The organism is Streptomyces sp. NPDC029466, from assembly GCF_055574515.1.
Genome location: NZ_JBVHZH010000013.1, coordinates 51,863 through 72,950 on the forward strand (window position 1 = coordinate 51,863; position 21,088 = coordinate 72,950).

A 21,088-nucleotide genomic window follows, 5' to 3' on the forward strand; every position below is an offset into this window, starting at 1 on the left:
TTCAGGCGTCCCGCCGGTATCCGTTCTGGCGCGGGCATACGTGTCCCTCCGGGTCGAGCGGCAGGCTGCACAGCGGGCACGGCGGGCGGCCGGCGTTGACGACCTCCAGCGCCCGCTTGGCGAATGCCCTGGCCATGGTTCCGGTGAGGCGCACCCGCAGCATCGGGGGGCCGTTCTCGTCGTCCTGGAGCAGCCGCTCCTCGGCGTCGGCGAGGTCCTCGTCGCTGTCCGCCTCCAGCTCGACCAGGGCCTGGGCCTCGACGATCATCCGCTCGTCCTCGCCGTCCCAGGCGAGCGCCATCGTGCCGACCCGGAATTCCTCCTCGACCGGCGATTCCAGCGGCGCGGTGTCGGACAGCTCGGCGGGCGAGACCGCGGGCACCGGGGCGTTGCCGCCGCTGCGCCGGACGACCTCGTCCAGCAATTCGTCGATCCGCTCGGCGAGGGCGGCGACCTGAGTCTTCTCCAGGGCGACGCTGGTGGTGCGGCCGGCCGCGGTGGCCTGGAGGTAGAAGCTACGGCGGCCAGGCAGCCCGACCGTACCGGCCACGAAGCGGTCCGGCGCGTCGTAGAAGAACACCTGACGGGACAACGTCCTGCTCCGATTGCTCGACTGCGGGGTCACTGCGGTCGCTGCACGTCCTGCGGTCACTGCGCGGATCGCAGGGGCGTGGCGGGCAGCGCCGTCGCACCACCCTACTGCGCCGACTGATCACGCTGCTCCCGCACCACCGCCGACTGCCGCGTCCCGCTCGGCCGCCGGGGCGCCGCCTTCCTCCCGGGGCGCGAGCGATCCGAAGTCACCGGTGTCCCCGAGCCGGACGAGGTAGGGGCGCAGCCGGGTGTAGCGGATCGCGGTGACCGAACAGGGCTCGACGGAAATCCGCTGAAAGAGGTCGAGGTGCATGCCCAGGGCGTCGGCGACCAGGGATTTGATGATGTCGCCGTGCGAGCACATGGCGTAGGTCGCCTCGGGGCCGTGCGCCTCCTCGATCCGGGCGTTCCAGTCCCGTACCGCGTCCACCGCGCGGGCCTGCATCGCGCGCATCGACTCTCCGCCGGGGAAGGCGGCCGCGGAGGGGTGCTGCTGGACGATCTCCATCAGCGGCTCGTCGCTCAGTTCGGCGAGTTTCCGGCCCGACCACTCGCCGTAGTCGCATTCGCTGATCCGGTCGTCGAGGTGCAGCGTGAGCCACGGCCGGGCGTCCAGCAGCGGCGCCAGGGTCTCCCGGCAGCGCTGGAGCGGGCTGGAGACGACGGCGGTCAGCGGCACCTGCGCCAGCCGTGCGGGCAGCTCGGCGGACTGGGCCGCGCCGCGCTCGTCGAGCGCGACTCCGGGCGCCCGCCCGGCGAGCACCCCGGCGGTATTGGCGGTGGAGCGGCCGTGCCGCACCAGGATCAGCGTGGGCATGACCGCCACCCTACGTTCCCCGTACGCCTTCCCGGCAGGTGGTCGGGCGGGCTTCCCGGCGAGTGGACGGGCGGCTGCCCGGCAAGTGGCCGGGTGCCTTCCTGGCAGGCGGCCGGGCAACGCGCGAGAATGCCGGTGTGATCGTCGACAGCGCCATCTACCGGGAGGGCCGTCGCACCGAGTGCACGACCGACTTCTCGCACGCCCTGGAAGAGGCGCGGGCCGAGGGGCACTCCTTCCTGTGGCTGGGGATGTACGAGCCGACGGAGGAGGAGTTCGCGCGCGTCCGGTCGGAATTCGCGCTGCACCCGCTGGCCGTCGAGGACGCGCTCAAGGCGCATCAGCGCCCCAAGCTGGAGGTCTACGACGACTCGCTGTTCATGGTGCTGAAACCGGTCACCTACGACGACCAGGCGGACACGGTGACCGCGTCCGAGCTGATGGTGTTCGTGGGCGACGCCTTCGTCGTCACCGTCCGGCACGGTGAGGCCAGCCCGCTGGCGGCGGTGCGGCACCGGCTGGAGGAGCACCCGGAGATCCTGCGGCACGGCCCGGGGGCGGTGCTGTACGCGGTCAGTGACGCGGTGGTGGACCACTACATCGATGTGGCCGCCGAACTCCAGCTGGATCTGGAGGAGTTGGAGGCGGAGGTATTCGCTCCGGTGCGCGGCCGGGACACCCGGAACACCGCCGCCGAGATCTATGCGTTCAAGCGCGAGGTGCTCGAATTCCGCCGGGCGACCGGCCCGTTGGCGGAGCCGATGACCCGGCTCCAGAACCCCGGGGTGCCGTTCGTGCACGCGCACGCCCGGCCGTTCTTCCGCGATGTCGACGACCATCTCACCCGCGCCAACGAGTCGGTGGAGGGCCTGGACCGGCTGTTGTCGGACATTCTCTCCGCCCACCTCGCACAGATGGGCGTACGGCAGAACGACGACATGCGCAAGATCTCGGCCTGGGCGGCGCTGGCGGCCGTCCCCACCCTGATCGCGGGTGTCTACGGCATGAACTTCGACACCATGCCGGAGCTGAAGTGGGATCTGGGGTACCCGGTGATCCTGGGAGTGATGATCATCATCGAGGTGTCGCTGTACCGGCTGTTCAAGCGCCGCGGCTGGCTCTGACGGCGGGTTCCGCGGGCCGTGGGGCCGGTCCGTTCAGGCGAATTCCGGTGCGGAGGTGGCCGGTCCGCCCAGCGCGTTCCGCCGCTCGGGCATCCGGAGGCTGACCATCCGCCGCCAGCCGGCCAGCCGCTCATAGCCGTACACCGCCCGGATCCCGGCGGCGAGCGCGGCGGACTTCGCCGCCGGCCACTCCAGGATGCGGCCCATGTGGGCCATCACCGCCAGGCTGACCTCCCGGTAGACGACGATCTCGGCATGGGCGCACTCCCGCAGGGTCCGCTGGATGACGCGGCCGTGCCCGGCGCGGGCCAGCCGCAGCAGCTCCTCATGGCAGTACGCGAGGTGGTTGGTCTCGTCGCCGGAGATCATCCGGACCGCTTTGCCCAGCTCGGGGTGGTCGCCGAAGTGCTTGGTGAGCATCACCATCTGGTCGGCGGCGCGCTGTTCGGTGACCCGGCTGTGGGAGAGGTAGACGACGATGTCGCGCTCGGTGAGCGGCTGGTCGCGGCGCAGCTTGTCGTGCGTCAGGCCGATGCCCCGCCGCTCCAGCAGTGCGGTGTAGTCGGTCTCCACGGGGACGTCGGTCGGTGTCAGTCCGCGCCGGCGCATCAGGGCCTGGAAGATCCGGCCGTGCTTGTCCTCGTCGGCGCCGTGCCGGGTGACCTTGGGCGCCAGCTCCCGCAGGGACGCGGGGAGCAGCGCGGCGATCCGGCCGTTCTCCCAGCCGCCCTGCGCCTCGCCGCTGGCCGCGATGGAACAGAACAAACGGAAGGAGTCGTCGTTGTCGACGATCTCCTGGAACAGGCTTCGGGCCGAGAGCATCTTTGCCACCTCCGAACGGACACACCCGTAAAGGAAGAGTCAATGGGGGTGCTCCATGGGCGGCAACCGGAGCGGCGGCCCGTTCGGCCGTTCGGGCGAGAGGTGTCCCCGTCGCGGGCGTAACCAGCGTGCCCGTGGCCGCGTTGTGCTGCTGACGGCCGTGGTGGGGAAGACCCCCGAGCCCCCACCACGGCCGCGGGGCCTCGCCGGCCCGGCGCTCCGGGCGCCGGGCCGGGTGCGGGGCCGAGGGGCCCGGCGCCCCGGTGGGGGTTACGCCAGCCCGGCGCGCTCCAGGGCCTCGGTACCGGCCCGCAGCGACGCCAGCCGGTCCTCCAGGGAGAAGCCCGCCGGGGCGAGCGTCAGAGTGGTCACGCCGGCCGCCGCGTAGGCCTGCATCCGGTCGGCGATCCGCTCGACGGAGCCGAGCAGCGTGGTCTGGTCGATCAGCCGCTCCGGGATCGCGGCGGCGGCGCCTTCCTTGTCGCCGGACAGGTACTTCTCCTGGATCGCGGCGGCTTCCTTCCCGTAGCCCATGCGCTGAGCGAGCTGGTTGTAGAAGTTCTGCTTTGGGCTGCCCATGCCGCCGACGTAGAGCGCGGTGTACGGGCGGAACATGTCGGCCAGCGCGCTGACGTCCTTGTCCGCGCCGACGGCCAGCGGCAGCGTCGGGCAGACGTCGAAGCCGTCCAGCGTCTTGCCCGCCTTCTCGCGGCCGGCCCGGAGGTGCGCGACCGCGGTCTCCTCCAGGTGGTCGGCCGAGGGGAAGATCAGCAGCGCGCCATCGGCGATCTCACCGGTCTGCTGGAGGTTCTTGGGGCCGATCGCGGCGATGTAGAGCGGGATGTACTCGCGCTGCGGGTGCACCGTGAGCTTCAGCGGCTTGCCCGGACCGCCCGGCAGCGGCAGCGTCCAGTGCTCGCCCTCGTAGGACAGCCGCTCGCGCGACATCGCCTTACGGACGATGTCCACGTACTCGCGGGTGCGGGCCAGCGGCTTGTCGAACTTGACGCCGTACCAGCCCTCGGAGACCTGCGGCCCCGAGACGCCGAGGCCCAGGCGGAACCGGCCCCCGGAGAGGGAGTCCAGGGTCGCAGCCGTCATCGCGGTCATCGCGGGCGTACGCGCCGGGATCTGGAAGATCGCCGAACCGATGTCGATCCGCTCGGTCTGCGCCGCGACCCAGGAGAGCACGGTGGCGGCGTCGGAGCCGTAGGCCTCCGCCGCCCAGCAGACGGAGTAGCCGAGGCGATCGGCCTCCTGCGCCACCGCGAGATTGTCGGAGTCCATCCCGGCGCCCCAGTAGCCGAGGTTGATGCCAAGCCTCATGCCGCTCCCCTTACCCATCAGTAACGTCGCTGTTCCGGGGACTGTAGCCGCCGGCCGCGCCGGCTGTCATCGGCGGGTTGTCCACAGGTCCCCTGATGCCGGCTTCCGCCCAGTAATCTCAAGGCCCATGGAGCAAAGGCACCTCGGCCGTACGGGCCTGCGCGTGACCCGCCTGGGGCTCGGCACCCTGAACTGGGCGCGTGACACGGACGAGCAGGAAGCCGCCGACCAGCTCAAGGCGTTCTGGGAGGCCGGCGGAAGCCTCGTGGACACCGCCGACATCTACGCCGACGGCGGCGCCGAATACCTCCTCGGCCGGCTGACGGAAGAGCTCGTTCCGCGCGAGGATCTGGTGATCGCCACCAAGGCGGGCAGCGTCCTGGCGGCGGACCGCCGGGTCGACGGCTCCCGGCGCCATCTTCTCGCCGCCCTGGACGCCTCCCTGGAGCGGCTGGGGACGGACTACGTCGACCTGTGGCAGTTGCACGCCTTCGATCCGCACACCCCGCTGGAGGAGACGCTCCAGGCCCTCGACCTCGCCGTCGCCAGCGGCCGGGCGCGCTATGTGGGGCTGGCGAACTTCTCCGGCTGGCAGCTCGCCCGGGCCGGCACCTGGCAGCTCGCGGCGCCCGGTGTACGCCACCGTCTCGCGAGCGCCCAGATGGAGTACTCCCTCCTTCAGCGCGGCGTCGAGCGGGAGGTGCTGCCCGCGGCCCTCGACCTCGGCATCGGCCTGCTGCCGTCGTCGCCGCTCGGCCGGGGGGTGCTGACGGGCAAGTACCGCCATGGGACACCGGCGGACTCCCGTGGTGCCTCGGAGCATCTGGCGGCGTTCGTCGCGCCCTATCTCGACGAGACCGCGAGCCGGGTCGTCGAAGCGGTCACCACCGCCGCTGACGGACTGGCCGTCACCCCGCTCCAGGTCGCGCTCTCCTGGATCCGCGACCGCCCCGGCGTGACCGCGCCGATCCTGGGCGCCCGCACAGCGCAGCAGCTCAGAGCCGCATTGTCAGTGGAGACCCTTAGTCTTCCTGACGAGATCCGCCAGGCGCTGGACGATGTTTCGGCGCCGGTGCACCACTACCCCGATCACGACTGGAGCACGCTGTGAGCACCGACCGCCTCGCCGGCGAAACCCCGCCCGGGCAGGAGGCCGCACCCGGCACCGCGGAGGCCCGGACGCCCGATGAGGCGGCGGGGCCGGGAGCCGCGGCGGCGCCGGAAAGTGCGGCGGCGCCCGGCGAGGAGGCGACGGGGCACGAGGAGGGCGCCGAGGCGGCCGGAGCGGAGGCAGCGGCTTCCGGGGCGGAGGCCGGTGTTGCGGCGGCCGGCGCGGAGGCCGGAACGCCGTCTCCTGCGGCGGAGTCCGCCGCTCCGGCATCCGGGGCGGAGACCGGCGCGCCCGTATCCGAGGGCGAGACCGCGGACCCCGGTGCGGCAGCAAACGGAAGCCCTGCCTCCGGCCCAGGAATCGGCACGCCGTCTTCCGGCGCGGAGACCGCCGCCCCGGCGTCCGGAGCCGAGGCTGCGGCCCCCGGTGCGACAAAGGGAACTCCGCCTTCCGGCTCGGCCAAAGCAACCGCCGACGCGCTGGCGGCGGCCGTGCGAGCCGTGGAGAGTGGCGAGCGCTCGGCCGCTTCGTTCTTCAATGACGCCCCCCGCCCCGCCAGGCCGGCCGCACCCGCCGCCCAGCCGGCCAAGGCCGCACCGCAGGGCGGGCAGCAGGGCGGACCCACGGGCCCGGGCCCGGAGGTGACCCGGCAGCGCACCGCTCAGGAGCAGGAGAACGGCGGACCGGCCGGTCCGGGCGGGCCGCAGAGCGGTGCCACCGGCCCGGCCGCCGCCGCACCGGCGGCCGGCGGCCCCGCCCCCGCCCGGCCCGCGGTGCGGGCCCTCCCCGGGGTCGAGGGCGTGCGGCAGGTGCTCGCGGCGGGCGGTGCCCCCGAGACGCTGGCCGAGCAGACCGCGGAGGTCCTGGGTGAGCGGGCCGCCGAGGCGCTGAGCGAGGACCCCTGGCTGCTGCTCCAGGTGCCCGGGGTCCGCCCCGAGCAGGCCGACGGGTTCGCGCGGGCGCTGCTCGGCCCCGCCTGTGGGCCGGGCGACGAACGGCGCGCCCAGGCGTTGGTCGGCTGGCTGCTGGAACAGGCCGCGCTGGCGGGCCACTCCGCCCTGGAGGCCGCCGCCCTGCGCGCGGCCCTCGCCCAGCGCTCGGTGCCCGACCCTGATGACGCCCTGCAGGCGGCCATCACGGACGGAGCGGTGCTGGTCTTCCAGGACGCGATCGACGAGCCGGGCGGCCGGCCACGTCCGGCCACGGGTGACGACGACGAGGAGGAGCAGCCGGTCCGGATCCTGCTCGGCCTGGACCGGTTCGCGATGGCCGAGGAGAGCGTCGCCGACGGTCTGGCCCGGCTGCTCAACACCTTCGCAGCGGTGGCGGAGCCGACCCAGGAGACGGAGCCGGCGGAGGCCGACGGCGCCACGTCCGAAGGGCCCGCGGCCGCCGAGACCACGGCCGACGGAGAAGCACAGATCACCGACGGGGACACGCCCAGAGAGAGCGCCCCCGCCACGGCCCCCGCCACCGACATTCCCACCGACACCCCCACCGACCACGACACGGCGCCCCGCCCCGCCCGGCCCTCCGCCGCCGCCGCCTGGGAGGCCGTGGCGGCTGCCGCGCCCTCGCCGTCGGCCGCCGAGCTCATCCGTGCCACCGCGCACAGCGGCCTGGTGGCCCACACCGGCGCGGAGGCGGCCCGTGCCGAGCCGGCCGCGCTGATCGCCGCGGCCCGCTCGCTGGGCCTGCGGGCCTTCGGCGCCACCCACACCGAGAACGGCCGCCGCCGCCTGGCCGCGCACCTGACCGGGAGCGCGCCCGACGCCCCGGCCACCGGCTCCCCGGACCCCGCCACGGCCGCGGTGACCGTCTCCGGCCTGCTGTCCGGCCGAGAGGGCCCGGGACGGGACGCCGACGGCGCCCTCGCGCTCGATCTGCTGGTCGTGCTGGACGCCCCGCAGCTGGATCTGGAGGCCGCCGCGCTGCTCGTCGAGTCGCTGACCGACGGGACCCGGCTGGTGCTCAGCGGCGATCCGGGCGTGCTGTGGTCCGCCGGTCCCGGCCGGCTGTTCGCCGATCTGCTCGCGGCCCGTTTCTGTCCGCAGATCGCCTCCCGTACCCCGGACTTCGGCCCGATCGGCGAGCTGGTGTCGGGCATCGGCATCGGCGAGCTGAGCCAGGTCGAGGCGCCCGGCAAGGAGGTGGTGATCGTCCCGGTGCGGGATGCCGGCGAGGCGGTGCACCGCACGGTCCAGTTGGTCGCCGACTCCGTGCCCCGGGCGTTCGGTGTCCCCGCGGACCACACCCAGGTCATCACGGTCGGCCACGGCGGCGCGGCCGGCACCCGCGCGCTCAACGCCGCCCTCAAGGAGCGGCTCAACCCCGGCCCCGGCCGGTTCGGCGGCTTCGACCCCGGCGACCGCGTGGCCTACGCCCCGGCCCCCGGCCGTACGGTGCCCGGCACGATCACCGGCGCGGACGCGGCCGGACTGCATCTCGACTGCGACGGCTCCGCGGTCGTGGTGCCGCGCGAGCAGGTCGGCACGGGGGCCGTACGGCACGGCTGGGCACTCACCGCCCATCAGGCGGCCGGCGCGCGCTGGCCCGCCGCGGTGGTCGTGCTGCCCGGGGACGCGACCGGGGGGCTGACCCGCGCCTGGGTCTACACCGCCTTCAGCCGCGGTGAGCGGCATCTGTCGGTCGTCCAGGGCGCGGACCAGGCGCTGGCCCGCGCGGTCGTCGAGGTGCCCGTGAAGGAACGCACGACCCGGCTGCGCAGCCTGCTCCAGCAGAGCGTGCAGAGCGGCGAGGAGCCGACGGCAGCCGACTGAGCCCGGGGGCTTCGGCGCCCGCCACTCAGCCCCTGTACGCCGCTGCCCCGGCCCGTCGCAGAAGAAGCGGACGGGCCGGGGCAGCGGCGTCTACGGACCAGCGGGCGGCGCCGGTGCGGCACGGGGCCGCCCGGCGCCTCCCTCACCGTTCGCTGTCGAGCGGCTCCACCAGGTCGTCTTCGCCCAGTTCCTCGTCGAAGACGGCGCTGACGTCGAAGCGGCACACCACCCGCTGGGGGTCCGCCTGGTCGAACGGGGCGGACAGCCACTCCCCCGGCTCGGCCGGGTCGTCGGCGGCCGCCACCCACAGCGTGGAGTCCCCCTCCTCCAGGCCGAACTCCTTGTGCCGGGAGGCGATCTCGTCCGGTTCGAACTCCCCGAAGAGCACACCGAGCGCCGCATGCACGCTGGTGCCGACGACCGCGGCGGCATCGGCGGCAGGGCCGGCCGCCTCGTCGGCGGCGTCCGGATCAAGATCGGCGATGCGCTGTGCCTGATGCAGCAGTCGCTGCGGTGCGGCGACGGTGTAGTCCCGGCGGATCAGCACGCTCAGCGCGCTCGGCTCTTCCGGGCCCGCGTATGCGGGCAGCGCCTCGTTTCCGGGGATCTCGAAGGGGGTGACCTCGTCGTAGGTGTCGTAGAGCAGCTCGTCATAGACCTCGGCCGCCGCGGCGAGCTCGTCGAACGCGGCGTACACGGCCGGATCGTCCTGCCCCGAGCGGCGTTCGACCGCGTCGAGGTGACGGTCCAGTGCGGCTTTGACCGCCTCGGCGGCGGCACGTACCTCGGCGGCGGAAGGCTGCGCAGCATCAGACATAGTGCAGACGCTATCCGTACCGGGGCCGGTCCCGCACAATAGATGCGATGCCGGAATACGAATTCTGCGATGTGTATGTGCCCCGGGGAGTCTCCCGGAAGGCCACCACACGCCTGCTGACGGACCATGCCGAGTACGGACACTGGGAGTTGGACCGACTGCGTCTGAACCCCGACGGGAGCCGTAAGGTACGGCTGCGCCGCCGGATCATCCGCCAGCTCCGCGCGACGTGGTGAGCGTCGCCGGAGGCTGAACACAGCGCCACCGGGGGCTGAACACAGCAGAGCGGGCCCCGTCGAGACGGGGCCCGCTCGGTGAGCTGCCGGTGGGCTAGCTGCTGCTGGTCACCGGCGGGCGGCGCGCGTCTTGCGGTAGAGCAGGACGCCACCGAGCAGCATTCCGGCGCTGGCCGGAACCGCGTAGCCGATCGACCCCGCACCGGTCTGGGCGAGGTGCCCGACGGGCTTGGCGGGCGTCGCCTGCTGGCTGTGCCCCCCGGTCTGCGGCTTCCCCGGCTTGTGCGGGGTCTGCTGGCTCGGGTTACCCGGCTGGTGGGGCTTGCCGGGGTGGTGCGGCGTGCTCGGGTGGTGCGGCTTACCCGGCTCGTGCGGCTTACCCGGCTCATGCGGCTTGCCCGGGTGATGGGGCTTGCCGGGCTCGTGCGGCTTACCGGGGTGGTGCGGCCTGTCCGGGGTCGCCGAGGACCCGTTGGCGCAGTGGTTGCCGAAGGCGGGGTTCAGCAGCCCGCCTCCCGAGACATGGTTGCCACAGGCGTTGACCGGTACGTCGACCGGAGCCTGGACATTGTTGCCCGACACGACACCCGGCGAGTTCGCGGTGGTACCGGCGGCGCCGGCCCCCGTGTGCCCGCCCTGGTGGTTGCCACCGTGGTTCCCACCGTGGTGCCTGCCACCACCGTCGTTGGCGCAGCGGTTGCCGAACGCGGGGTTCAGCAGCGCGACCACATTGACGGTGTTGCCGCAGGCGTTCACCGGCACATGGACCGGTACCTGAACGTTGTTGCCGGATCCCACGCCCGGCGAATTCGCCGCCCCTCCGGCGGCTCCCGCGTCGGCCTGTGCGTAGCCGGCGGCCATGGCGAGTACGCCACTGGCGGCGGCCGCGGTGATCAGGCCCTTTCGTGCGACCTGTCTCATAGGTTGTTCCCCTGCCTAGTGCCTTACAGGAATAGGGACGAGTGGCGGTCTTCGGAAAAGACCGCCCCGCCCGCCGAAATACTCAGCGACTCCGGATTGCGTTGGCACGCCTCCGAAGACCCGAGTCAGCCCCTTACGGGTGTAAATACAACGCCAAAGGACGTCAGAAGGTCACTTGTTGACGCAGCCGGCGCCGAAGTCGGAGTTCAACAGCCCGACCACGGAGATCGTGTTGTTGCAGACGTTCACCGGGACCTGGACCGGCACCTGAATGGTGTTGCCGGACACCGCACCCGGAGAGTGCAGGGCGGCACCCTGGGCACCCGAGTCGGCAACGGCCAGGCCGGCACCGGCGATGACGACACCACCGGCGACTGCCGCAGCTGCGACGACCTTCTTGATCATTAGTCCTCCTTGTAGGCAATACGATCCCAGCCGCGGACCGCACTGACTGCAACGAGGAAAAGCCGTTGAAGCTACGAACACATCGGTGCGTTCACTCTTTTCGGCGAAGCCGGCGCGAAAGGCAGGAAAATCGCGCCGAATTCAGCTCTGTTCGATGAACCGGTCGAGCACCCGCACCCCGAACTTCAGCCCGTCCACCGGCACTCGCTCGTCCACACCGTGGAACATCCCCGCGAAGTCCAGCTCCGGCGGCAGCTTCAGCGGGGCGAAGCCGAACCCGCGGATCCCGAGATCGTCGAAGGACTTGGCGTCCGTCCCCGCGGAGAGCATGTACGGGACCGCGCGCGCGATCGGGTCCTCGGCCTGGAGCGCCGACTGCATCGCCTGCACCAGCGCACCGTCGAAGGTGGTCTCCAGCGCCTTGTCCGCGTGCACGTCCTCACGCCTGACGCGCGGGCCCAGGAGCCGGTCCACGTCGGCCAGGAACTCCTCCTCGTAGCCCGGCAGGAACCGGCCGTCGACATGCGCGGTGGCCTGTCCCGGGATGACATTGACCTTGTAACCGGCGCCCAGCTGCGTGGGGTTGGCGGTGTTCTTGAGCGAGGCGCCGATCAGCTTGGCGATGCCGCCGAGCTTCGCCAGCGTGGCATCCATGTCCTCCGGGTCGAGCTCGGTGCCCAGCGCGTCGCCGAGCTGGTCGAGGAAGGACCGCAGGGTCTTCGTCACCCGCACCGGGAACTCGTGCCGGCCCAACCGTCCGACGGCTTCGGACAGTTCGGTGATGGCGTTGTCCTTGTGGATCATCGAGCCGTGTCCGGCGCTGCCGTCCACGGTCAGCTTCATCCAGTGCATGCCCTTCTGGGCCGTCTCGATGAGGTACAGCCGCACCTGCTCGTTGACGGTGAAGGAGAAGCCGCCGACCTCGCTGATCGCCTCCGTGACGCCCTCGAAGAGGTGCGGGTGGTGGTCGACGAGGTAGCGCGCGCCGTAGGTGCCGCCCGCTTCCTCGTCCGCGAGGAACGCCAGCACGATGTCGCGCGGGGGCTTGCGGCCGGTGCGCAGGCGGTCCCGGACGACGGCCAGCGTCATCGCGTCCATGTCCTTCATGTCGACCGCGCCACGGCCCCAGACGCAGCCGTCGGCGATCTCGCCGGAGAAGGGGTGGTGGGTCCAGTCGTCGGCGTTGGCCGGAACGACGTCGGTGTGGCCGTGGATCAGCAGTCCGGGCCGCGAGCGGTCCTCGCCCTCGATCCGGGCGACGGTCGAGGCGCGGCCCTTGTGGGACTCGAAGATCTGCGGCTCCAGGCCGACCTCGGCGAGCTTCTCCGCGACGTACTCGGCGGCGGCCCGCTCACCCGGGCCCGAGTGGTCGCCGTAGTTGCTGGTGTCCATCCTGATCAGGTCCCGGCACAGGTCGACCACCTCGTCCTCACCGGTGACCGTGCGCGGCGGCTGCGACTCACTCATGCCGAAACCTCGCTTCGCCCGGCCCCGCACTCGCGCGGCGCGCACCTCTCCATGGATCGCTCGCGCAGCTCGCTGAGCTCCCTCACAGTGCCTCCTCTGGCTTCACGGCCGCATCGCGCGCCCTGAGGAGCGCGGCCCGCGGCGGGTCCACTGCCATCCTCCACCCGTCGCCCGCTGGGCCCAAGGCCGCAATACTCCCGACATGCCCTGGTCACAGGCCCGCATCCGGCCACCTGTGCGGGTGATCGACCACCCTCGAATGTTTGCTATTGTTTTCCACGTCGGAACGGCCCGGGGCCGCAACGACAGACACCTTGTCCGGGTGGCGGAATGGCAGACGCGCTAGCTTGAGGTGCTAGTGCCCTTTATCGGGCGTGGGGGTTCAAGTCCCCCCTCGGACACCAGCTGGGACGTTCACGAGATCGTCCCGAAGCGTTCACGAATTACCGGTCGAGTCATGTGACTCACCGGTAATTCGTCGTTTCTGGGGCCTCGAGCCTCGTGATCGGCTCGATGAGGAGGCGACGCGGTGGCGGTCCAGGTACTGCGCCTCTCACCTGCGGAAACAGGACATGCCTGCGCGACGGCTGGTAGCCGTGGCGCAGGCATGTGGGGTTTTCAGGGGGCGGAGCGCGGCGGAGGTGTGTCACTCGCGTGGCGGAGCCTCGACCTGCTCGGTCGGAATCGGTCGCGCCTGGGGCGGGTCGGAGGGCTCACCGGGTTGGGTTCCGGCGCTCTGTGTGCTGGCCTTGCGGGGCTGGATGCCCTGATCGCGGAGGAACCGTCGGATGGCTCTGAGGTTCGCCACGAAGATGATGATGGCATTGAGCAGGGTCTGTGCGACGCGTCCGTGCGGCAGGCGGAGCTGCGGATTGTCGATGCTGTCGAGGGCGGACTTCTTGAGGTTGCCGTTGCCGCCCTCATTCTGACTGCGCAGTCCGGACCAGGCTTCCTGCCACAGAGGGGTGAACAGGGGGTATTTCTGTCGCCACTTGGCCAACACAGTGCCCGGGACGGTGACGCTCTTCCCCCTGCAGATGTCTGGGTAGACGGGGGCGTCCCGCTTGGGCCTGGGGATGGTGGGCAGGGCTGCCGGGGCACGGACAGTGGGGGCGTCGAGGTCGACGACGGTGGACGGGCGTGGCTGGGGCCGGCGGTAGCAGGTGACCGTGGCGTGGGACCCGAGGGCGGGGCACTGTCGACGCTGGTCCCCTGCGGGCCCGTACTCCTTGATCTTGGTCTGGTAGTCCTTCCGGGACTGGATCAGGTTGAGTGCGTGGGCACGGTCCTCATCCGTGCGGCTGTCGAGGTATGTGGCGCCCGCAGTGGTGAGCGGGGTGGGCATCAGCGGGCAGTAGAACTCGCCACCGACCAGCTGCATGCCGCGGAACTCTCCCTGCCGGTCGACCTTGTCGTCGTTGTAGTGCTTCACCGCGTTGAGGCCGAGCTTGAGCAGCTGCAGATGCAGGTTGTGAGGTTTGGCCTGGGTGATGCCCCGGTCGGCGCAGAACAGGTCTTTGACCAGGCCTCGTTCGAAGGCCGGCTGGATGGCGCGCAGGGCGGCCGGGCCGGGTTCGGTACCCGGGGTGCGAAGGATCATGCCGAGGCAGACCGCGGGGTAGGCGCCGGCGAGGTCGCCATGGCCATGGCCCGGGAACGCGGCCATCATGGCGTAGCGGAACTCTCTCTTCTCCGATGCCTTGGCTTTCTTCTCCTGCCCCGACTTACTCTTGCGAGGCACTGGCTTGTTTGCCGTGCCGCGCCGGGTGCCAGTGTTCGTGGAGGCCGCAGCTTTGCCGCTGGGCGACTTCTTCTGCGTTCCTCCCTTCACGTACATCCCGGCGGTGATCTCAAGCGAGGCCCGGTCCTGACGGTAGTCCGGCTCTTTGCCCCAGACCGGAACCGGAGTGTCGTCGACCACGATGTGACCAGGCCACCGAGCGAAGTCGCCGCGCCGGTAGGAAGCCATCACCGGAGCGAGAATCAGATCCTGGGCGATGGCCTCCAGGTTGCGCACGGTGTCCTGGTTGTCGCGGGCATTCCACTTCCGACGGATCTTCTTGGCCTCGCTGAGAGACAGCCGCTTGCGGCGGTCGTGCGGTGCAGGGTCGAGGCGCCGGGTCATCGAGGACCAGGACCGGTAGACGCGCTTCGACGTCGCGTACTGGTGGTGCGCGATGCGGTCGATTTCTTCTCGGGTTGCGCCCTCGCGGATGTGCAGGTCGACGTCGGGGACGTCAAGGAGGGCTTTGGACCCTGGAGACAAGGCGAAGAAGAGCGTCTCCCATGCGTCGTTGATGTTCGCGCTCTTGCCCATGTACTGCGACAAGATCAGGCCGATCAGCACTGTGCGGAACGAGAAGCCCTTCGGGCCTGGCCGGTGCTCGTTGGAGGGAAGGCGTTCCAGTACTCCGCTGTGGCGCACGAGGTCGAAGACCTGCCTCACAACGCGGTCGCTGAGGGTACGGCCGGGGGCCTGCGGTGCAGGGCGTAAAGCGAGGCCGGTACGCCGGCAAGGTTTGCCCTCCGGGTTCTTCCTGCTCATGCTGCCCCCCGCAACAGATCGGATGCATCCGCTTCGGGCACGTCATGAAGGAAGACGAGGTAGCGCGAGAGGCTGTGCAGGGTCCCGAGTCCGGACGCTTTGAGGATCACCTTCAGCGGAATACCTGCATTCAGCAGATCGACGAGCCAGGTCGTACGCAGCCGCTGGTTCTGCAGCACTGCACCGTCACAACGGCCGATGATCCGCGGGTACCTGGCCAGCCAGTCCGATGCGATGTGCTTGCTGGTGCGGTCCTGCCAGTCCGGCCGGAAGGCGTACGTGTCTGCCGGGATGTGGGCGGCTTCCGCCAGCAGCAGTTCCTCGTAGGCGTACCGGCATACGACAGTGCGCGGACGGCGCCCGTGCACCTTGACCAGTGCCCTCCCGGTGGGGCCCGCGAGGATATCCCGCCCCTGAACGTACACAAGATCCTCAACGGCGAGCCCGCAACCGACGCCGAGACAGAACAGCAGGCAGGCGTTGCGCCGCTGGGCGGGGGTGGGCAGGCTCTGCGCCCAGATCAGCCAGTAGGCGATTTCTGCTGGCGGGTAGGGGGCCACTGGGGCGGCGGTGGCCTTCAGCCGGATCGGCGGATGCTGTCCGAGCTGGTCCAGCAGGAGTGCTTCGGAGGCCCGGCGCAGCTGGCTGCTGCAGGTTCGGCGGCTGTTGGCGGCCATGTCGCGGCAGCCGACGAGGATGAAGCGTTCGACGGTGCTCTGGTCAAGGATCACCGAGGGTTCGAGCGGGAGGCCCTGGGCCTCGACCCAGGCGACCAGCCGTGCGAGCGGCGTCATGACCACGTCTGGGCCGTAGGGACCCGCTGCGACGGCCATGAATCCCAGCGAGCGGACGACCGGAGCGATGCGGCGCCACTGGGCGGGCGGCACCGTCTCCGCCTTCGGTGCGTAGGCCAGCAGGCGATTCGACACAGCGACCTCCAGGCACAAGGCCCATGACAAGCGGCCGGTTAACCGGCCACTGGTGTCAGTGTCGATCACGATCTGAAGGAGCGCATCTTTATGACCGGAGGCCGAGCGCGCACGGCGCCGCCATGGAGCTACGCCGTCGATCCGGAGGAGTGGCCGGACGCCCGGATCGCCGGGGAGCCCGCCGCGGCGGTGGTCCAGACGATTGCCCGCCGCCTCGCCGCGGCCCTGCGTGAGAGGCCGGAGCTCTCGCTGCGTGCCCTGGCCGCCCAGAGCCACGTCGGCAGGCAGACCATCGGGGATCTGCTGGCGGGCGCCACCTGGCCGGATGTGCTGACGGTCTGCCGACTGGAGCGTGCCCTGGGCCTGGCGCTCTGGCCCGGATCGAATACGACCCAATGTGCTCATGACTGATCCCCAATTGCCTCTTTGAGGTCAGTCGTGCACGCTCAAGTGCGGAATGGCGCAGACGCCCTATAGCGCCACCCGTGGGAGCGCTAGAGTGAACGTGCGCGACGGACCGGAACCCTGCTAGGAGAAGCGTCCGTTCGCGTGTTTGGCGGCCTCCCTCGACCGCTAATCGAGGGAGGCCTGCTTGTTGGGTTAGGGTCGTTCTCGAGTGGATCAAGCGGCCCGGGATGACAGCACAGCCCGGAACATTCCCGGTGCTACGTTTTCCACCTCGCCAAGTTGCTTCATGCGATTGAGGGTTTTTCCTACGGATGAGCGGACCGTCGCGTCCGCTCCCGGGCGCACCGCCGCCGCGATATCGGTGATGGACATTGCCTTTTGAGCAGCGCACAGGAGTGTGAGGATCGCATCGCGCATGCTTCCGTTACGCGGTGGCCCCAGGGTCCGAGTGCCAATCCCCGGGCGCGCATCTTCGGACGAAGGATCCTCGTCGGCGGCAGAAACATCAGACGGACCCTCCCGGGAAGGCTGGGCGGTTTCCGCGTCCTCGCCAGTGTCCGGCGGCTCTTCGCGGACATCGGTGGATTCGGCGCCCTGGCACATCATCGCGTACACAGCTTCCAATGTCGCCAACTCGCCGCGCAGTGAAGTGATCAGCTCCTTCACGGCATGCCGGGCCTGGCCGATGTAGACACCCTTGTCTGACGCAGGTGCGCTGGTCCGGTATCCCGCCATAGCGAACTCCTAAGGAAGGTCGCTGCCAGTGTAGGGACGGCACACTGTGGCACGCACGCAGTTCCTGTGAGGCGCTATCAAATGGTCAACAGTGCGCTCAAGCACGGCAAGTCCGGTCGGGGTTATCGCGGGAATCGACCTGTCTTGGCGCAGAGTTGGCTCGCCGGGTTCGTGCGATGCCGCACCGGAACTGTGAGACGTGCCATCACAGAATCCTGACGTGTGGATTCTGTCGAAGCTCCCGGTGTCCGGGAACGTTTGAGCGTTACGGTTCCCTCATGGTGGATGGCAAGCATCTGTCGGCGACAGAGGCCTTGGCGTCGGTGACGAAGGCCCTGGATGTTCTCGTCCTGGCGTATGACCGGGGGGAAATCGGTGTTACAGAAACCGCCCGGGAGCTCGGTATCTCACGTTCCACTGCACACCGCATCCTGGTCACCCTGCAGCGCACGGGTTTCCTGCGTCACGATCCCGGCCAGCACGGATACTCGGCGGGGCCGCAGCTCGTACGCATGGGACTGGCTGCGATCGCCCAGCTGGACGTCCGACGACAGGCGCGCAGACCCCTGGAGGAGCTCTCCGAGGAGCTGCAGGAGACGGTGTGCCTGTACTCCCTGGATGCGGCCGTCGTCCGACTACTCGACGGAGTCGAGGCCCGGCATGTCCTGCGCGTCAGCGTTCCGCTCGGACAGGAGCTCCCCGCCCACGTCACAGCGGCGGGCAAGGCTTTGCTCGCACTGCGCGACCCGGCAGATGTACGCGCGACACTCCCGGCCGCGCTCCCTGCCACGGCGGCAGGAAGCATCACTGAGTGGCCGCTGCTTGAGGTGGAGTTGGAGGAAGTCAGGGCCCGGGGATGGGCGGCAGACCTCGAGGAGAGCGCACACGACCTGCACGGCGTCGGCGTGGCCATCCGCAACCGCATCGGGGAACCGCTCGCCGCGATCTCCGTGTACGCACCCGCCGTGCGTCTGCGTGAGCAGGACATGCCAGCGGTTGCCGCAGCCCTGCAGGAGACCGCCACTACGATCGCCAGGGCAGAGTGACGGCGGGCGCCGAGGCGGGACTCAAGGCCCCAACGTGATCCGCCCGTCCGGGATCCACCCCTCCAGGTATCCCGTCAACATCACATCCACATCTGGCAGATCGCACCGTGTGCACAACTCCTGCCACTGCTCAGGCCCTGCCCAGCGTGTCACTCCCCTCCAGGGCAGATGCTCGGGCGGAGCACCAGCCGCAGCGAGACGAAAGATGAACACATGTGCCTCTCGACGGCTCCGGCCTATGGGCACAGGCACCTGAGCCCAACAGCATCCTTCAACGGTGCCCCCTCGCACCGGCATCGCGCCGACCGCGTCGCGGAGAACGCGCGCTGCCGCCTCACGGTAGGGTTCTGCGGCTCGGGCGGATCCTGAAGGAAGCACCCATTGGGGAAGAGCGCCGGGCAGGTTCTCTGCCACCAGCGCAAGCCGCCCGTCCGAGCTCAGCACCGCGACGAACACCACGCGCCGCATCCTGGGAGGCGGCACGGCAGGGCACCTCGAACTCTCTGTGGCGTCCAGGAAAGCAGGCACAGTCTGATCCTGACATGCGGCCGCTTAACCGGCCACTCGTGTCCTAGAGAAACGCAGGTTTCATCTCGGAGCTTGATGCGGCGAATCTGATCTTGGTCTGGGCAGCAGCAAGCCGCACGGATACGTCAGGGACCGTTGCCCGAGTATTGCGCAGCCGGCCACTTCGGTGATGTCACCGATCGCCGAGGTCAGCTTCACGGCGATGTCCTCCCACTTCTTCTCTGGGAGGGAAGCCACCGGCGAGAACGTGCTTGCGCAGGGTGTTGACCTAGCAGGCGCCCACCAGTCCCGTACGGATCACCGGGTCGCGTAACAGAGCGAGGGTGTCGGATTCGTCCGTGAAGATATCCTCGGCGCCCGGGACGACCGCTTGGTGGAACATCGCATGAACAACGTCGGCGGTGGGCTGCTCCCAGATCGTTGCCGCACAGGCTGCCGCCTCCTCCAGGTCGTCCTTCTCGAAGGCAGTACGCCACTCGTTCAACAGAAGCGGGGTGATCCGGTAAGCGTTGAGCCGTCCCCGGACGAGGATTTTCCGGTTGAGACCGAATACCTTGATCGTCGCAGTGCCCCTGTCGGTGAGATCGAGGTATTCGCCGGCGGCGAGCGAGAGGTGCAGGTGCGGAGCAGGATCCTCAGCGCTCGGGTCGATGAGCAGGGGTGTACCGTCGCCGGCGAGAGGGAAGAGATCACGCTTGAGGTGGCTGTTGCACAGGGAACACGCCAGAAGGTGGTTGTTCCAGTCGAAGGTCCGTAAGGGATTGACGTGGACGGGCTCGAAGTGGTCGATGTCCGTGCCCTGGTTGTCCCCGCAGTACATGCAGCGTTCCAGTCCTGGTGCCATCTCGGCGAGGGCGCTTTTCAGTACCGGATGTATGTGCCTCCGGACGGTCGTGTGCTTCCATAACTGCTTGGCTCGCTGCTTGGGAACAGCGGCCTGTCCGACGTCGCCGGTGTAGCCGGCCATTGAAGTCAGTGCCGTCTGTGGGAGTGGCACCCTCGTTACTCGGATCATGAATCGTGCCGTGGGCGGCGGGAGTGAAGCCGGGCTGCGATTTCGTCGACGCGAGTAGCCGGGGAACTGGCCAACTTGCGCTTCAGGTGACGGTACTGGGCCTTTTCCTCTTCGCTGGCCCGGCCCCGAACCACGTCCAGTTCGAGGGCGAGGAGTTCCTCCCGCTTCTGTTCGGCCTGGTCGGAGTAGGGGGTGTCGAGCCCGAACAGGTCCGAGAGTACGGCGTCGTCACCGCTGCCGAAGATGATGCGGTCGTAGAGGTGCTCGGGCACAACCTCCACAGGGCTCTCCTCGTCCGGTCCCGGTAGCCGGATCAGGCCTCCTGGGTCCGCGGCCTGGCAGACGTAGGGGCTGTGCGTGGTGACGATGAACTGGATGTTCGGGAAGTGCGCCTTCAGCCAGCCACCGATGCGCTTCTGCCAGGAGACGTGCAGATGGGCGTCGATCTCGTCGATGATGACGACGCCGGGACTCGGAACGTTCGGTGTGCCGTCCGTCGTTTCGAGGACGAGTTGGCCGTAAGCGTCGTGGATCTGCTTGAGGATGTCCACGACGAGGGCCGCCACCGTGCGGTAACCGTCGCTCATCTCCCTCAGCGGGAAACGGTGGTTCCGGTTGACCACCCACAACCCCTCGGAGTCGACGTTATCGATCCGGTAGTCGTCGGGCAGCAGGTCGTCGCCCAGGACAGCCAGGGCTGCCGCTTTGAGGTCCCGGGCGCCGTCCTTGTCCTCGAATGCGCGCAGGTGCTGCTCGATGAGCCAGCTCACGCCTTCCGCCAGCGACGCGTCCTCGTGGAAGAGGCTCGTCAGCCGGGCGACCGCACCTGAGCTGGACATCAGCCGCTGGATGTCGCTCGAACCCCCGGCGAGCCTGCGGAAGGGCCCGTACCCTGCGCAGAACCATCCCACCGGGTTGTCCGCCCAAGGGCCGCGCTGGGCGACGGGGCGTTCCTTCTGGTAGCCGATGGCGTTCAGCGACGGCTGTCCGGCCCGGCTGGAACCCGGCTTGCCGGAGAGTGACGTCTGCTCCGCCGCTGTCCAGCGGAGTCCTGCCCAGATGGGTCGGACCGGACGCCGCCCCGAAGTGAACTGGTCCTGCTCCGGGTCATGGACTAGACACACCTCGGCCTTGGCCACCGTCTCGTCCCGCGAGACCCAGGTGTCGAACCCGGGGACGAGACTCCGGGCCACGGCCGGTCCGCTGATCGTCAGGGCGACCGCGCGCAACAGGGTCGTCTTCCCCGAGCCGTTGCGGCCCGCCAGGACCGTCCAGCCGGCGTAGGAGCCGTCGGGCCTGGTCAGGTCCAGGTCGACGCTGCGTGCACCGTGGAACGACCTGATGTTCCGCAGGCGAAGGTTCTTCAGGTACATATCTCGTCCGCCCGGATCCCGTTCTGAGGTGAGAGCCGGACGACGGCCGGCTCCGTGGTGACTCTAACGCGGCGGCGTTGTGTCGAGTC

The 21,088-nt window shown here is 69.9% G+C and carries 19 protein-coding genes and 1 tRNA gene; 7 read left to right on the top strand and 13 right to left on the bottom strand.

The window, feature by feature from the left end; genetic code table 11:
• Nucleotide 1: 1 nt before the first annotated feature.
• Together ACZ4XD_RS13085 and ACZ4XD_RS13090 are read right to left on the bottom strand one after the other, a co-directional pair.
• On the bottom strand, nt 2-592 hold the full coding sequence (locus ACZ4XD_RS13085) for a DUF3090 domain-containing protein (protein ID WP_078885892.1): 591 nt from the start codon (nt 590-592) through the stop codon (nt 2-4).
• A gap of 120 nt (nt 593-712) precedes the next feature.
• Nucleotides 713-1,411, bottom strand: a complete 699-nt coding sequence (locus ACZ4XD_RS13090) for a histidine phosphatase family protein (RefSeq protein ID WP_042157581.1) — start codon at nt 1,409-1,411, stop codon at nt 713-715.
• A 137-nt stretch (nt 1,412-1,548) separates the two neighbouring features.
• On the opposite strand from ACZ4XD_RS13090, the gene corA reads away from it, so the two are divergent.
• Nucleotides 1,549-2,535 (top strand): magnesium/cobalt transporter CorA, encoded by a 987-nt coding sequence (gene corA, locus ACZ4XD_RS13095; protein WP_468041405.1) that lies wholly within the window; start codon nt 1,549-1,551, stop codon nt 2,533-2,535.
• A 33-nt stretch (nt 2,536-2,568) separates the two neighbouring features.
• Here corA and ACZ4XD_RS13100 read toward each other — a convergent pair whose 3' ends face one another.
• Both ACZ4XD_RS13100 and ACZ4XD_RS13105 read right to left on the bottom strand, forming a co-directional pair.
• Nucleotides 2,569-3,357 (bottom strand): ferritin-like domain-containing protein, encoded by a 789-nt coding sequence (locus ACZ4XD_RS13100; RefSeq protein ID WP_468041406.1) that lies wholly within the window; start codon nt 3,355-3,357, stop codon nt 2,569-2,571.
• A gap of 270 nt (nt 3,358-3,627) precedes the next feature.
• Nucleotides 3,628-4,683 (bottom strand): LLM class F420-dependent oxidoreductase, encoded by a 1,056-nt coding sequence (locus ACZ4XD_RS13105; RefSeq protein WP_468041407.1) that lies wholly within the window; start codon nt 4,681-4,683, stop codon nt 3,628-3,630.
• Nucleotides 4,684-4,810: 127 nt separating this feature from the next.
• Here ACZ4XD_RS13105 and ACZ4XD_RS13110 point away from each other — a divergent pair, with 127 nt between their 5' ends.
• Nucleotides 4,811-5,794 carry an aldo/keto reductase gene (locus ACZ4XD_RS13110; protein WP_468041408.1) on the top strand — a complete coding sequence of 328 codons (984 nt, stop codon included), beginning with the start codon at nt 4,811-4,813 and terminating at the stop codon, nt 5,792-5,794.
• Entirely contained in the window at nt 5,791-8,574 is a 2,784-nt protein-coding gene (locus tag ACZ4XD_RS13115; RefSeq protein ID WP_468041409.1) for a helix-hairpin-helix domain-containing protein, read from the top strand. Before ACZ4XD_RS13110 ends, ACZ4XD_RS13115 begins: the two co-directional genes overlap by 4 nt.
• Nucleotides 8,575-8,716: 142 nt before the next feature.
• Here ACZ4XD_RS13115 and ACZ4XD_RS13120 read toward each other — a convergent pair whose 3' ends face one another.
• Nucleotides 8,717-9,391 carry a hypothetical protein gene (locus ACZ4XD_RS13120; RefSeq protein WP_468041410.1) on the bottom strand — a complete coding sequence of 225 codons (675 nt, stop codon included), beginning with the start codon at nt 9,389-9,391 and terminating at the stop codon, nt 8,717-8,719.
• A gap of 47 nt (nt 9,392-9,438) precedes the next feature.
• On the opposite strand from ACZ4XD_RS13120, the gene ACZ4XD_RS13125 reads away from it, so the two are divergent.
• Nucleotides 9,439-9,627, top strand: a complete 189-nt coding sequence (locus ACZ4XD_RS13125) for a DUF5703 family protein (RefSeq protein ID WP_030416245.1) — start codon at nt 9,439-9,441, stop codon at nt 9,625-9,627.
• A gap of 108 nt (nt 9,628-9,735) precedes the next feature.
• Here the strand turns inward: ACZ4XD_RS13125 and ACZ4XD_RS13130 are convergent, their stop codons facing one another.
• The 3 genes from ACZ4XD_RS13130 to ACZ4XD_RS13140 form a co-directional block, all read right to left on the bottom strand.
• Nucleotides 9,736-10,548, bottom strand: a complete 813-nt coding sequence (locus ACZ4XD_RS13130) for a chaplin (protein WP_468041411.1) — start codon at nt 10,546-10,548, stop codon at nt 9,736-9,738.
• A 171-nt stretch (nt 10,549-10,719) separates the two neighbouring features.
• Nucleotides 10,720-10,953 (bottom strand): chaplin, encoded by a 234-nt coding sequence (locus ACZ4XD_RS13135; RefSeq protein WP_468041412.1) that lies wholly within the window; start codon nt 10,951-10,953, stop codon nt 10,720-10,722.
• 141 nt (nt 10,954-11,094) lie between these two features.
• Nucleotides 11,095-12,420 carry a M20/M25/M40 family metallo-hydrolase gene (locus ACZ4XD_RS13140; protein ID WP_468041413.1) on the bottom strand — a complete coding sequence of 442 codons (1,326 nt, stop codon included), beginning with the start codon at nt 12,418-12,420 and terminating at the stop codon, nt 11,095-11,097.
• A gap of 316 nt (nt 12,421-12,736) precedes the next feature.
• Here ACZ4XD_RS13140 and ACZ4XD_RS13145 point away from each other — a divergent pair.
• A tRNA-Leu gene (locus tag ACZ4XD_RS13145) sits at nt 12,737-12,824 on the top strand.
• Nucleotides 12,825-13,066: 242 nt separating this feature from the next.
• Here the strand turns inward: ACZ4XD_RS13145 and ACZ4XD_RS13150 are convergent.
• Both ACZ4XD_RS13150 and ACZ4XD_RS13155 read right to left on the bottom strand, forming a co-directional pair.
• Nucleotides 13,067-14,965, bottom strand: coding sequence for a hypothetical protein (locus ACZ4XD_RS13150; protein WP_468041414.1), 1,899 nt, complete (start codon nt 14,963-14,965; stop codon nt 13,067-13,069).
• Complete coding sequence (locus tag ACZ4XD_RS13155; RefSeq protein ID WP_468041415.1) at nt 14,962-15,963, bottom strand: hypothetical protein; 1,002 nt, start codon at nt 15,961-15,963, stop codon at nt 14,962-14,964. Before ACZ4XD_RS13155 ends, ACZ4XD_RS13150 begins: the two co-directional genes overlap by 4 nt.
• Nucleotides 15,964-15,984: 21 nt before the next feature.
• Between ACZ4XD_RS13155 and ACZ4XD_RS13160 the strand changes: the two genes are divergently transcribed.
• Nucleotides 15,985-16,305 carry a helix-turn-helix domain-containing protein gene (locus ACZ4XD_RS13160; protein ID WP_380839208.1) on the top strand — a complete coding sequence of 107 codons (321 nt, stop codon included), beginning with the start codon at nt 15,985-15,987 and terminating at the stop codon, nt 16,303-16,305.
• A 210-nt stretch (nt 16,306-16,515) separates the two neighbouring features.
• Here ACZ4XD_RS13160 and ACZ4XD_RS13165 read toward each other — a convergent pair whose 3' ends face one another.
• The gene (locus ACZ4XD_RS13165) at nt 16,516-17,037 is read right to left on the bottom strand and encodes a hypothetical protein (RefSeq protein ID WP_468041416.1); all 522 of its coding nucleotides are present in this window, start codon (nt 17,035-17,037) and stop codon (nt 16,516-16,518) included.
• A gap of 278 nt (nt 17,038-17,315) precedes the next feature.
• On the opposite strand from ACZ4XD_RS13165, the gene ACZ4XD_RS13170 reads away from it, so the two are divergent.
• A complete protein-coding gene (locus ACZ4XD_RS13170; protein WP_468041417.1) occupies nt 17,316-18,083 on the top strand; it encodes an IclR family transcriptional regulator in 768 nt (255 codons plus the stop codon).
• A 796-nt stretch (nt 18,084-18,879) separates the two neighbouring features.
• Here ACZ4XD_RS13170 and ACZ4XD_RS13175 read toward each other — a convergent pair.
• Nucleotides 18,880-19,578, bottom strand: a complete 699-nt coding sequence (locus tag ACZ4XD_RS13175) for an HNH endonuclease family protein (RefSeq protein WP_468041418.1) — start codon at nt 19,576-19,578, stop codon at nt 18,880-18,882.
• 44 nt (nt 19,579-19,622) lie between these two features.
• A complete protein-coding gene (locus ACZ4XD_RS13180) occupies nt 19,623-20,999 on the bottom strand; it encodes an AAA family ATPase (RefSeq protein ID WP_468041419.1) in 1,377 nt (458 codons plus the stop codon).
• Nucleotides 21,000-21,088: the final 89 nt, after the last annotated feature.

Excerpts from the sequence above, each read along its gene's own strand:
- ACZ4XD_RS13100 (WP_468041406.1), bottom strand. The coding sequence starts at position 3,357 with ATGCTCTCGGCCCGAAGCCTGTTCCAGGAGATCGTCGACAACGACGAC.
- ACZ4XD_RS13165 (WP_468041416.1), bottom strand. The coding sequence starts at position 17,037 with ATGGCGGGATACCGGACCAGCGCACCTGCGTCAGACAAGGGTGTCTAC.
- ACZ4XD_RS13105 (WP_468041407.1), bottom strand. The coding sequence starts at position 4,683 with ATGAGGCTTGGCATCAACCTCGGCTACTGGGGCGCCGGGATGGACTCC.
- ACZ4XD_RS13170 (WP_468041417.1), top strand. The coding sequence starts at position 17,316 with ATGGTGGATGGCAAGCATCTGTCGGCGACAGAGGCCTTGGCGTCGGTG.
- ACZ4XD_RS13180 (WP_468041419.1), bottom strand. The coding sequence starts at position 20,999 with ATGTACCTGAAGAACCTTCGCCTGCGGAACATCAGGTCGTTCCACGGT.
- ACZ4XD_RS13110 (WP_468041408.1), top strand. The coding sequence starts at position 4,811 with ATGGAGCAAAGGCACCTCGGCCGTACGGGCCTGCGCGTGACCCGCCTG.
- ACZ4XD_RS13135 (WP_468041412.1), bottom strand. The coding sequence starts at position 10,953 with ATGATCAAGAAGGTCGTCGCAGCTGCGGCAGTCGCCGGTGGTGTCGTC.
- ACZ4XD_RS13120 (WP_468041410.1), bottom strand. The coding sequence starts at position 9,391 with ATGTCTGATGCTGCGCAGCCTTCCGCCGCCGAGGTACGTGCCGCCGCC.
- ACZ4XD_RS13175 (WP_468041418.1), bottom strand. The coding sequence starts at position 19,578 with ATGGCCGGCTACACCGGCGACGTCGGACAGGCCGCTGTTCCCAAGCAG.
- ACZ4XD_RS13160 (WP_380839208.1), top strand. The coding sequence starts at position 15,985 with ATGACCGGAGGCCGAGCGCGCACGGCGCCGCCATGGAGCTACGCCGTC.
- ACZ4XD_RS13090 (WP_042157581.1), bottom strand. The coding sequence starts at position 1,411 with ATGCCCACGCTGATCCTGGTGCGGCACGGCCGCTCCACCGCCAATACC.
- ACZ4XD_RS13140 (WP_468041413.1), bottom strand. The coding sequence starts at position 12,420 with ATGAGTGAGTCGCAGCCGCCGCGCACGGTCACCGGTGAGGACGAGGTG.
- ACZ4XD_RS13150 (WP_468041414.1), bottom strand. The coding sequence starts at position 14,965 with ATGAGCAGGAAGAACCCGGAGGGCAAACCTTGCCGGCGTACCGGCCTC.
- ACZ4XD_RS13125 (WP_030416245.1), top strand. The coding sequence starts at position 9,439 with ATGCCGGAATACGAATTCTGCGATGTGTATGTGCCCCGGGGAGTCTCC.
- ACZ4XD_RS13130 (WP_468041411.1), bottom strand. The coding sequence starts at position 10,548 with ATGAGACAGGTCGCACGAAAGGGCCTGATCACCGCGGCCGCCGCCAGT.